The 11,236-nt window shown below is 53.4% G+C and carries 9 protein-coding genes; 5 read left to right on the plus strand and 4 right to left on the minus strand.

Features of this window, described 5'->3' with window-relative positions; genetic code table 11:
- Nucleotides 1-88: 88 nt before the first annotated feature.
- Nucleotides 89-262, minus strand: coding sequence for a hypothetical protein (locus IWX87_RS18545; RefSeq protein WP_196864994.1), 174 nt, complete (start codon nt 260-262; stop codon nt 89-91).
- Nucleotides 263-842: 580 nt separating this feature from the next.
- On the opposite strand from IWX87_RS18545, the gene IWX87_RS18550 reads away from it, so the two are divergent.
- Both IWX87_RS18550 and IWX87_RS18555 read left to right on the plus strand, forming a co-directional pair.
- Nucleotides 843-1,133 carry an AlpA family transcriptional regulator gene (locus IWX87_RS18550; protein WP_196864995.1) on the plus strand — a complete coding sequence of 97 codons (291 nt, stop codon included), beginning with the start codon at nt 843-845 and terminating at the stop codon, nt 1,131-1,133.
- A complete protein-coding gene (locus IWX87_RS18555) occupies nt 1,120-1,686 on the plus strand; it encodes a hypothetical protein (RefSeq protein WP_196864996.1) in 567 nt (188 codons plus the stop codon). The genes IWX87_RS18550 and IWX87_RS18555 overlap by 14 nt, the downstream gene beginning before the upstream one ends.
- A gap of 133 nt (nt 1,687-1,819) precedes the next feature.
- On the opposite strand, the gene IWX87_RS18560 is transcribed toward IWX87_RS18555, so the two are convergent.
- From IWX87_RS18560 to IWX87_RS18570, 3 genes are all read right to left on the minus strand, one after another.
- The gene (locus IWX87_RS18560) at nt 1,820-4,300 is read right to left on the minus strand and encodes a DEAD/DEAH box helicase (RefSeq protein ID WP_196864997.1); all 2,481 of its coding nucleotides are present in this window, start codon (nt 4,298-4,300) and stop codon (nt 1,820-1,822) included.
- A complete protein-coding gene (locus IWX87_RS18565; RefSeq protein ID WP_196864998.1) occupies nt 4,297-6,018 on the minus strand; it encodes a site-specific DNA-methyltransferase in 1,722 nt (573 codons plus the stop codon). The genes IWX87_RS18560 and IWX87_RS18565 overlap by 4 nt, the downstream gene beginning before the upstream one ends.
- A 472-nt stretch (nt 6,019-6,490) precedes the next feature.
- Nucleotides 6,491-7,402 (minus strand): HNH endonuclease, encoded by a 912-nt coding sequence (locus IWX87_RS18570; protein WP_231376569.1) that lies wholly within the window; start codon nt 7,400-7,402, stop codon nt 6,491-6,493.
- A gap of 123 nt (nt 7,403-7,525) precedes the next feature.
- On the opposite strand from IWX87_RS18570, the gene IWX87_RS18575 reads away from it, so the two are divergent.
- From IWX87_RS18575 to IWX87_RS18585, 3 genes are all read left to right on the plus strand, one after another.
- Nucleotides 7,526-8,131, plus strand: a complete 606-nt coding sequence (locus tag IWX87_RS18575) for a helix-turn-helix domain-containing protein (RefSeq protein ID WP_196865000.1) — start codon at nt 7,526-7,528, stop codon at nt 8,129-8,131.
- 104 nt (nt 8,132-8,235) lie between these two features.
- Nucleotides 8,236-8,877, plus strand: a complete 642-nt coding sequence (locus IWX87_RS18580; RefSeq protein ID WP_196865001.1) for a helix-turn-helix transcriptional regulator — start codon at nt 8,236-8,238, stop codon at nt 8,875-8,877.
- Nucleotides 8,878-9,261: 384 nt separating this feature from the next.
- Nucleotides 9,262-11,220, plus strand: coding sequence for a replication endonuclease (locus IWX87_RS18585; protein ID WP_196865002.1), 1,959 nt, complete (start codon nt 9,262-9,264; stop codon nt 11,218-11,220).
- Nucleotides 11,221-11,236: the final 16 nt, after the last annotated feature.

The following is an 11,236-nucleotide window of genomic DNA, read 5'->3' on the forward strand; positions in this document are numbered from 1 at the left end:
TGCCTAAAAATAAGGCAGGGCAAGTAAAACACCTGGGTCAGTTTTGGATCGGCACAACTTCTATAAGTGGGTCAGTTTTCGGTCGGCGTCAACAGTAACCCACGCTGCCGCCCTGGGTTTGCTTGCCGAGCTTGGCGGCATTGCCCTCTTTCAGAAGCCAGACGGCATTCTGAATGGCAGGCTTGACGTCGTCGTTTTGGACGGCGGCGGGTTGTTCTGTCGGCTCAGCTTTGATATTTTTAGCGTTAACGGCTTTGCTCATGGGAGTCTCCAGTAGGTGAATGGTTTGTCATATCCAAATGAAAGAACCCCGTTGACCGTTGAAGTCAAGGGGGTTGGAGACGCGGCGGTTCAGAGTGATCGAGTCTGAAACGCTGTAAATGTCGAGGCGGGTACTGACTACCGGCGGTATCGCAATGTGAACGAAACATCCACACTTTTAGGGCCGAGGGATGTCTTGAAAGAGCGCGGGCTTGACTGCCATTGCCAAGCAGGCAAGCCGGAAGAGGTCTTCATTGTTGGAGTTCCTTTATCTGCGTTGATGTGAAAAAGCCCACAGCTGTTTTGACAGGTTGCGGGCAATGTGGGTTGGCGGGAATCAACCTCATAAAAGTTATATATGCGCATACGGGGCGCAGATTCGGCCAGAACCCATTGCGCGAGCACATCCATGCATTCCAGTCGCAAATTCCAAACTAATTTCCACACGGCAGACCTTGACTGGCACGCACTGGCACAGGCCGGGTTTCTCCGCCATTGGCCCAAAAACGCCGTCTTTCGCCCACTCTGGCCAGAACAAGAAAGTAGTAGGGAATCGTCCTTGCCGCAATCAGGAAAAAATCATGAGTGAAATCAATCAAATGCGTTCCACCGGCTGGCTGGCCCAGCGGCTGGGCCTATCAGTCACTACCATCGAGCGGCTTCGCGCCCAAGGCTCGCCAGACCTTCCGCCTTGCCGCACGATAGGAAAATCCAAACGCTACGACGAGCGTGCCGTGGAGCAATGGATTCGGGACGCAGGCCGCGAAAATCCAGCACAACCAGCACAACCAGCCCAGGCAACGGGCGCAGGGAAGCCATCGGCTACCCTCACCCTGACCGTCCGCAAAGGAGCACCAAATGGCAACGCTTGAGAAATTCGATCTGGGTGCGTTTTCGGCGCAGGGCGACGAGGTGCTGCAGGACATTCCAGTCTGCATGCCCCTGAAAACTGTGTTTCGGATCAACCCGAGCAAAAACCGCATGCACAAAGGCGTCATTCTCAAGCGAAGCAATGACAATTGCCATTGGTATCTGATCCACCCTGACGTGGCGCGCTCAGGCTGCCTGTCCGGCTTATGGAAGGCAGAACTCTACGAGGGCGTGAGGTCCAACGGGGCCAGCTTTGTCCTGCCGGTGACCCATGCCCGTGCGGGCCGGGAAGAGCGCACGGACAGCTTGAGAGCGGTCGTAGCTATTGCGCGTCGCAGTTGGGCGATGATGGTGTCAGACCACGAGCAGGACAGCTGGGTCGTCACGAAGCCGGAAGACAGCGAAAAACTCCAATCGCTGGAGCCAATATGGTTTGACGGCGAGTTTTCCCGGCTGATCGAAATTGCGTTTCGCGGGCGCATCATCACCACGCAGAATGAAGCATCGGCGAAGTTCCGCAAGACGTCCTGCCGGGAAATCACTGAAGACGAGTGAAAGAAAAGCAACCAGAAAATAAGACACCGTATCCGGCACCATTGTTATCAATGGCGCTGGATACGGCAGTTTTTTGTTGTTTTTTTTTCACCGAAGGCTTTCTCGTCAAAGGCTTCGCGTCAGTCTTGCCAAATCAATACCCAGCCAGATTCTCAACCCGGAAAATCTGATCTTCCTCATTGCGCCCGGTATGGGGGAAATACTTCACAGTCATAAAGCGTCCGCCAGCATCCTGCACCAGCATCAACGGCACCCCATACACCTTGTGCTCAGCAAGAATCTTGTCTAGCGTGTCGTCACCGTTCAGAATGTGATTGCCTTTGGTTTCCACCAGTAGCAAGCCACCGCCCACAGTGCGTCCCATCACCTTGATGGCGAAGTCGGGGAAATAGCGGTCCCCACTGGGCATCACAATGCCAATAGACCAAGGCTTACGTGGTTCATTGCGAAACCAATATTCGATCGTGCCCGACGTGTCAGCGTCTAATAGTTCAGCAAACGCCCGCTCTGGTCCGTTCAGGTCCTGCGGCATCACGCCATAGATATTCAGGCGTGACTTCTTTACACCGGCAGGCAATTCCACAAATTCAGGCAAGGGTGCAGCGTCAAATATTTCCTTGAACTTCGCCGCGCAAGTGCGGGCAGCCATCCGAACCAAGCGCGGGTAGGCCGCCATGATACGGTTCAACGCTAGCTCTATACCGGCGTCGTTTGTGTCAATACCACGATGGACGTATTCGGTTTTCAGCCGCGCCAAAAGGGCATCATGTAGATCGCGGGGGTCAAGATAGTCAGCATCGAACATTACGCTTTGGGCACGCCGTGCAATCTCCGCGTCTGACAAACGTGCCTGCATCGACTCCGATACCTCGCTACCCTCAACAAACACATCCACCGTCTGGCGGGTCACCTTGACGGATTGGCGAAACCCGGCGTTAAACACCTTATCGTCAATGGCAATGTTGGCCGAAATGCAAGTCAATAAATCTGCTGTTGACAGCGGGAGGCGCTCAGACCGGTAGGTATTTTGCAATCCAGTGCGCAGGACATGACGCTTGTTGCCAGTGATCAGCGGCGTGTTGGCACGCGGGTGGTCGATACCTTGTTGCACCGGCTCGGTGGGCAACAGCACCAGATTTGTCAAAATCCCGGTTTGCTGCCAGCTAGGCGTGTTGGCGAAAATGTGCACGCTCTCAGTTGCCATGTTCACATTCGGCGCAGGCCAGGCGGGCGGGGCGTAGGGCACCGTTAGCAATTGCGTTTGCCCGTTGTGAGTGACTTGAATTTCATTGCGGCCCGCGACCTTCACCACCATGGTGAATGGGCACACCTGGGAAAGCTCGCTCTGAATCGCATTGATCTTTTCGCCTGCATGCACCAAACCGCTCTGGTTAGCTGAGTCGGCCAAAAATACATAGCCACAGCGCAGCAACTCGGGCAACTTTTTCTCTAACGTTAGCCCTTGCAAGCGGCTGTGTACGCGCAGGATTCGCCCCACCACCTGAATGCCAAAGTCGGTGTCCTTTGCCCCGCGCATGGATACCAGCGTGAAGGCGCGCGGCGCATCAAAGCCAAGCGCCACAGCCACCTTAAAAATCAGCACTTCCTTCTTTTCGTCAATCGCCACCGCCAGCAAATCGTCGTTCGGGTCGTCTGCCGTATACCAAGCAATTTTTGAATCAGGCACACCCAGCGCAGCCAAGCGCGCCCGCGCTTCATCCACCGCCGTGTTGCTGTTTGCCACTTGCACCAGCATCAATGGCACCAAGCCAATACCGGCTGCCTGCAAGCCTTGCTTGATGACGTTGTGCATACCCCAGCCATCGGCCAGCGCGGTTGCTGCAAAGTCCACCAACTCTTTTTGATCGTCTGCAGCCAGATAGGCAATCGACTTGATACCGTCCTTGATCAGCCCCGCGTCCACTGCCTCTTTGCGACTGACACGGATGCGGTGCAAGTGGCCAATGCCCGCCGCCTTCTTGAACTTGTCCACATCCTGGTCGTCAGGTGTGGCGGTAATCATGAGGGTGAAATCGGGTTTGAGTGTTTCCCGATAAAAACGGACGGTTTCGGCAGCCTTAGTAAAGCTATGGTGTGCCTCGTCCACCACGGCACCAATCCGAAAACCGTCGGCGCGCAGCTCGGCAATCAAGTCGTCCAGCGAAAGATTAAATTCACCGCCAGTGCGCACCTTGCGGGTGTCTTTGTTGGATGCCGCCACCGATGCCCAGGTGGTCACATACACGTCGCCACTCTTGGTGCCGCGCGTCTTGCGGTCACCTTGCAGGTCACGCACCCGCAGGCCGACAAAGGTGGACTTGATCGCCCCTTTGGCCTGTTCCACCAGCCCCGCGAAGGGTGTAAACCAGAACCAGACTATTTGCGCATTGCTATCGCGGTCGGGTGCTGCAAACGCTTCGGCAATCATGCCCGCCATCAGGGTCTTACCGGAACCGGTGGGTGCTTCCAGCAGCAGGCAACCATTAAAGGCCGTCGCCGCCGCGTTGCTGGCATCGTCCAGCGCCTGGCGTAACTGACCCTCAGCGTAGCGGAATATCTCCAGCGCGTTGTTAACCGCTTCGCGCTGATAGCCCTTGGGTGCCGGGGCGCTCATGGCCGTCCCCCTTTCGCCGTAGATCGCGCACCGAAGCGATTGACCAGAAACGCCGGAATAGGTTCAAACGCCAGACGCGGGTCCGTCAAACGCTGCACCAACAATGCCGGTTGCCACGAATACACCACGGCTTGCGCAACCGATTGAACCGCTGTGTGCAGTACGTCCAGCACCGCGTCGTTGATCTTGGGCAGGTAGATCACCAGCCCCCGTTTGCCTTGCGCTATCTGCATCGACAGCGATGCCTGATAGGGCGAAAGTGCCACCTCGTGAATAAGTTGCAACGCCGTCCATATTTGCGCGTGCTGGATGCCACGGAACACGGTTGCTGCGGGAATACACCTGCACCGTAGGTAGGCAAACCCGCCACCTAAACCAGCGACGGATTCGCCTTTTTTTGTTCTATAACCTTCAATGCCTTGAGTAACCCGTTTGGCACAAACATCGCGGCAGAGATTCTTGCCTGGTAATTCCACTGTTGCCTCTGTATTAGAAACCAAAATGAAATTGCGCTTTCCTCCGTCTTCTGCATTGAGTTCCAGAACTGCCTGGCCAGTTGTTCCCGATCCAGCAAAGAAATCAAGCACCAACGCATTTTTGTCTTCGATCATGCTAACAAGGTACTTGATCAGGCCGACTGGTTTCGGGTATGTGAAGTCAATCCCCTGAGTAAGTAGATCGGCTCCTGAAGACTGAACGCTTCCCACATTCTTAATCACCGATATTACGTGCGACTGATCGTCAGACCGCACTTTTACATTTTCAATTGCTCCATTGAGCGTTAGCTTAAATACGGTGAGTTGATTTTTTGTATCCCAAACCGGTGTGAATCCTGTCGCAATAAAGCGTTCACAGAGCTTTTTATTGGCCCAGCCGCTTTTCACGGTAACTGCGGACACCAGTTCCCCCCCTTCAACAACTGCATCGGATAAGAGGTGTGGCCATTTGTCGGTTCGCGCTGGGACAACGCCACTTTCAAAGTCAGCGGGAAATCCAGCAGGAAGTAGGATTTCAGAGACTGGGTTTTTGGGTCCATTTTTGACGATGGTATTTTGAATTTCTTCGCGAAATAGCTTTCCCGTTTCTTCAGCGTTCGGATCAATTACTGGAGGGGCACCGACTTGGCTTTCCGAAGCGGCATAAACAAGCACATATTCGTGACAAACTTTGAAACGAGCTTGGTTATCGAAATTTCCGTCTGTTTGCCATATCAATTTTGCTAAGCAGTTCTTTTCTCCGAAAACCTGTTCCATCAACAAACCCAAGTGAAACACCTCAATGTCGTTGATGGACACAAAAATCACGCCGTCTTCAGTTAGCAGGTCCTTGGCCAGCTCCAACCGCCGATACATGAACTCCAGCCATTTGGAATGCCGGTAGTTATCTTCCTTGTCAATGAAGCGGTCGTTGTAAATAAAGTCGCGGTTGCCGGTGTTGTAAGGCGGATCAATATAGATGCACTTCACCCGACCGGCGTGCGTCATGCGCAAGGTGCGCAGCGCGTCGAAGTTATCGCCCTCAATGATCAAGTTGCTCTGCGGGCCGTCGCCGCAAGACAAATCAGCATCCCAGTCCAGCGCCACAAAATCATTGTTGACCGACAGGTCGTGGTCAATCTCGTCGCGCTCCCACACCAGTCCAAAATTGGGCCTACGGTCCCGCTCACGCAACAAGCGCAAGAGTTGTTCTTTGGAATAATCGTCGTAGTTATCGGCCATTGAGGGAGCAATCAGGTTTTTTCTGAACAAAGGCAGTTTAGTCGAGGGAGTTCACACGTGTTAGCTGTACGAGTGGCCGGTAGTATCAGTGCAAACCATCGACTGGCAAGCACGACCGTCCGGAAATTCACATCGGCATGTAGAGAAGTGGGGAAGCGTTTTGAAGAAAGCAGCAGCCCGGAAATGGACCGGACACGAGGACTGTTTGTCGTCGGAAACAAAAAAGCCAACCGCATGGGTTGGCTTTTTTGCAAGGTAAACCTTGGTGGCCTGGGGCGGAATCGAACCACCGACACAAGGATTTTCAATCTGTTAAAAAGACATTCAAAATCAAAGAGATAGAAAATTTCTCTTCTACTAACTGTTCAAAAACTCTGCCATTTCTTGCGAGCGTTATAGCTAGGGAAGTGGCATCTTTGTAGAAGAAAAATTTACCTTACTTTTGATCAAGGTATGACACACCAAACCGATGTCAATTGGGTTTTTGAACCATGCTGATCAGTTGTTCGATAGAAAGAACGCTATTCTTGCGGCGGTGAACAATTGAGTGACAATTCGCGCAAAGTGGTACCAGGTCCTTGGCCGGATTGACACTGATCGAGCCGCCTGCCTCTGATATTGGGCTTCGATGGTGAATATGAATGTATCCCTTTCCATAATCTCCATAAACTTCTTCAAAGTTGAAATTGCAAGCAATACACGTAGTGCCGTGAATTCGTACAGCTTCATTCCGAAGTTCAGGGTCGCGTTCATAGATGGTCGTATAGACCAACTTTTTCGCTCCTTCGATCGAAGACGTGAGCCCTTGCCCGGCATCATTCATGGTCGGAAGGATCAGCGCTAAGGGTAGGTGGAACTTTGCACTTACCACGATTTTTTCGTATGTCGTCTTGTCGATTGATCGAACACCGTCACGCCAGTAATTTTTCAAACGACTCGATGGGATCGACTCGTAGTAGCTGCCATCGGGCTTTTTGTTCGGAACGGCCGCGGCAAACAACTGATAGTTTTCGACTTTTGCATACCAATCGGCTTTTGCACTGGCTACGTCCAGAAGGTGTGCACCTATCGTGGCGATGCCAAAATAATGTGGCTCAGGCGACAAGCGACCAGCAGCAAACGAGTTGTCGCGCAACTTTCCTTTGTAATAAACCACAATTGTTCCTGGCAACAGAAATTTTCTGTACCGATTAGGGAAATGATAATTTTTTCCTGTTTCATCACGCCAATGAGACTCGTCATTTTCGACAATTACTGCGTATGAAACCATCGGTAGTCCTATAGGTTGCGCAAAAAGAGGGGGGGGCTTAAGAAATAAAGTGCTCGCGCTCAGCGCCGTCATCGAGGCGAGGCGTCTCGACCCAAGGCTAATCAAATGCAGCATAGCAGACCATCGAGATGGTGAAAAAACTCAAATTAAGGGCTAGCTGAACTGAATTTTGAACCTGTTCAAAATTCAGTTCAACCAATAACCATGCGGTTCTTTAGCCGTTTAAGCCAAAAGAACTTGTACGGTGCGACTGAACAGCGCTGCCCTAAAATCTACTTTTTCAAACCGATTGCCATCATGTCAAAAACGGGAAGCAAATTCACGCCAACACCCGATCCTGAACTCAGCGTGAAGGAACAGGCATATCTTTCGAACCCCAACGTCCTTGTTTCGGTGTCTTTAAGAGACATGCCAGCCAAACCCAATACGGCGCCTGAGTCACTGTTTGGGGAACGCAGTCGCTATGCAAGAAACGACCTAAAGTTAAGTGTTGAAGCACTTAGCCGTTTAACAAAAGACTACGACCCCGAAGGTACTGGTCTATCGCCGACATCAATTTCCCGATATGAATCGGGTGAAAGTTTGCCGGGCATCCGCGAATTCAGAATTCTTTGTGAATCGTTGGATGTCCCGATGACCTGGCTGTTGTACGGCGACCCTACGGAACCTGACGACAACCCGAAATTGAATCAAGGAGAACGCATGGTCCTATTGGGGTTACGAATGCTTGTTCGGGAAGGAAAAGATGACCATTCAGTAAACATGACTGAAGAAATGGCAAACGACTTCAAATTTAGTTCAAGGGTTGAAAAATTAGGTCGGGCACGAAAGCCAATCACCTAAATCCACCTAATTAGTTTTTTTCCACCGAATATGGTTGACTATTGATCAACCAGTAGATATCATTTCCTCCTAATTAGACGTTTTACAACGAATTAGGAGGAAATATGACAAGCAGTCACCAAAAACAGATTACCCCGGACCTCTCAAAGGCCGCACGCCGTGAGCTAACGTTTACCCAAGCCAACGTTATCGCCGAAACAGGCATTCAAGCTTACAAGCTAAAGCAATTTGAAGCCGGCCGATTCCGCCCGGACCTGGCCACGCTTCAAAAGCTGCGTGACTTCTACGAGTCGCAAGGCGTTGACTTTGACCAACTCCAAGCCCACGCGGCAACCGTTCCACCCGCAGCAGAAAGTGATGCGCTTCAACAAAAGGGCTTAACGCTCAACGCAAAACCCGGGTTCCTGATTGCCGATGGCCTAGGTCAAGAACGCCTAGACCGCGCTTTAGAGCGCATGGAAGAGAACGATCAACGCGTTATGGAGTTGATCGCCCAAGAGCACACCACAGCAATGTTTGGTGGCGTATCTTCCGCAACAGACTCAGCCATGCGGGAATTGTTCGGGCGTCTCGCAGAAAACCACCTACTGTTTCGCTTCCTTCAAGGTAAGGGCATCGTCAAAACGGCAAAGGACGATCCCAACACCATCGGCGACCACCTCGCCCATTGGGCTAAAGATTCCCCGCTTTATGACGTGCTCACCCTGTCGGATGACTCGAAAAAATTTGATAACTTGGAGGGCTGAGCCATGCACGCTCCTATCTCCATGCTCAACGGTACAGGCAACTCAAAGGCTGTTGCCGTAATTGCTGTTCTGATTGGCTTGTTCGTAGTCGCAGCAATGCAGCACCAACAAGCAACCACGACAAACGCACGTTAACCCCAACGGCAAGCGCACAGCATGTTGCAGCATTTCGCGTTACCAACAGGGACGGCAGCCGTCTGCTATGACTCGCACAGCCTGAGCTATGCCGTGGCTTTCATAGGCTGCGCAACGCTGCAACAGGCCCTGCATGAAGCCGTCCAACGCAATCGGAAATCAGTCCGGTGCCTGGCCCAATTGCCGCAACAAGGCAGTGCCAAGTTTGAGCGCTGCCCTGCCCGCTTCTTTGAAAGTGAAGCGGCGTAAATGACTGCCTATCAGCCGAACCTTGCAACGCAAAACTGGATTGAACGCCAGGTTAGCGACTTGCCGCCACGCTGGAAGAAAAAGCTGGTGAACCGCTGGCACGCGGAAACACCGGGCGGCAAGCACTACCGGGACGAGCGCGGCCATCATCCCGAATTTTTCGCCAACACCAATTTAAAAGTATGGGCTGACCGCCTGAGTGATTCACGCCTGCCGCTCGACGCGTCAGACGCTGACATTTGCAATGCAGCCGACCAACTTGCGGCCAGGTCGTCTGAACTTGCCAAGATTTATCACGACCTGGCGTCCCTGCGCGCCGCAATGAACCGCCTTGCGCAGGGCCAGGACGTAACGTCGCCCGAAGCCTGGGATGCTGAAAAAGAAACCGGCGTTCAGGATGGCCCGGCCGTGGCGCGCATGGCGGACCCTATCTGGTGGCGGCGCATGCTGCGCAGGGTCCATGCCAAGCTAGTGGAAGGCGCAGCCATTGACCTGGGTTATGTGAACCGGGCAAAGGACTGCTATGTGTCGAATGAATCAGTTTACCGGCGCGCCAAACAGAACGAGCGCATTGCGGCCACGCTGGAAGAAACGATTCTGGTCAACGAGCTGGGCCAAGAATTCAAGCTGGCCGAACTCGCGGCCAAAGGCCCGGCGAACAAGGCCATTCGCCGCGCCGAACTCATGACGCGTATCAGCGGCTTTGAACGCATCGCGCTTGAAATGGGCCACGCTGGGCTGTTCTTCACGATGACCTGCCCCAGCAGAATGCACAAATGGGCCACGGTTAAGGGCGCAGACAACCGCGTGTTTGAAAACAAGCGCTACGACGGCACATCGCCTGGCCAAGCGCAAAAGTACCTCGCTAAAGTGTGGAGCCGCATACGCGCCAAGCTGGCTCGCCAGGGCATCGGGCAATATGGTTTCAGGATTGCCGAACCGAACCACGACGGCACGCCGCATTGGCACCTGTTGGTGTTTGTTCCACCTGAGCAATTAGCCGACTTGCAAGCCACGGTCTGGAAATACGCATTGCAGGACTCGCCCAACGAGCCGGGTGCATCAACGCACCGGGTGGACTTCAAACCGATTGACGCGGGCAAGGGCACGGCGGCAGGCTACATCGCCAAGTACGTGGCAAAAAACATTGACGGTTTCAAGCTCGATACCGACCTCTACGGCAATGACGGCGTGACGGCTTCGCACCGGGTGGAGACCTGGGCCGCCACCTGGCGCATTCGCCAGTTCCAGCAAGTCGGCGGCGCACCTGTCGGGCCGTGGCGCGAACTGCGCCGGATCAAAAACCTGCCCAGCGGCGCGCCCCAGCACCTGATCGACGCACACCACGCCGTGAACAAGATCACCAACATGGAAGCCGGTACGGTCAAGTCGGTTAGCTGGGCGCATTACATCCAAGCCCAAGGCGGCGTCTATTGCGGTTGCAATGCACGCATCAAGATTTCCAAGACCCAGCCGGAGGGCATGAACCGCTACGGCGAAAAAGCAGCAAAGCGGCCGATAGGAATTGAGACTGTCAGCGCAGAACAGTACAAGCCGGCACACATGGCGCATATGGGCGGCCAGGCAACAAGGTTCGTGCATTGGATCGTGGAATCAGAGCGCCACGTGTGGCAAGTCGCCAGCCGGGTGGCGAATCCGAATTCTCCCGCCGCTTCGCGGCCTTGGACTTGTGTCAATAACTGTACGCAAGGCGATGAGGCCGATGAGGCATCGGCCTTGCGCCTAGATTTTTTGAGGGGGAGTGAGGGTGAAAACCGAGAGAAACCGAGAACTGGACTCATGAAAAAGAATATCGAACAACGCAATGATTTTTCCACCGGCCTGCACAGCGTCGGCAATGAAGGCGGCCAGGCTGATGGATTGATAAATGCTCTGCCTGGCACTCTTAGTGCCATGCCAACGCCTCAAGCCTGCTGCGCGATTATTGGCTACGCCTAAAAACGAATTTCAGCAC

The sequence above is a fragment of the Polaromonas sp. CG_9.7 genome, assembly GCF_015752205.1.
In the GTDB taxonomy this organism is placed as follows: Bacteria; Pseudomonadota; Gammaproteobacteria; order Burkholderiales; family Burkholderiaceae_C; genus Polaromonas.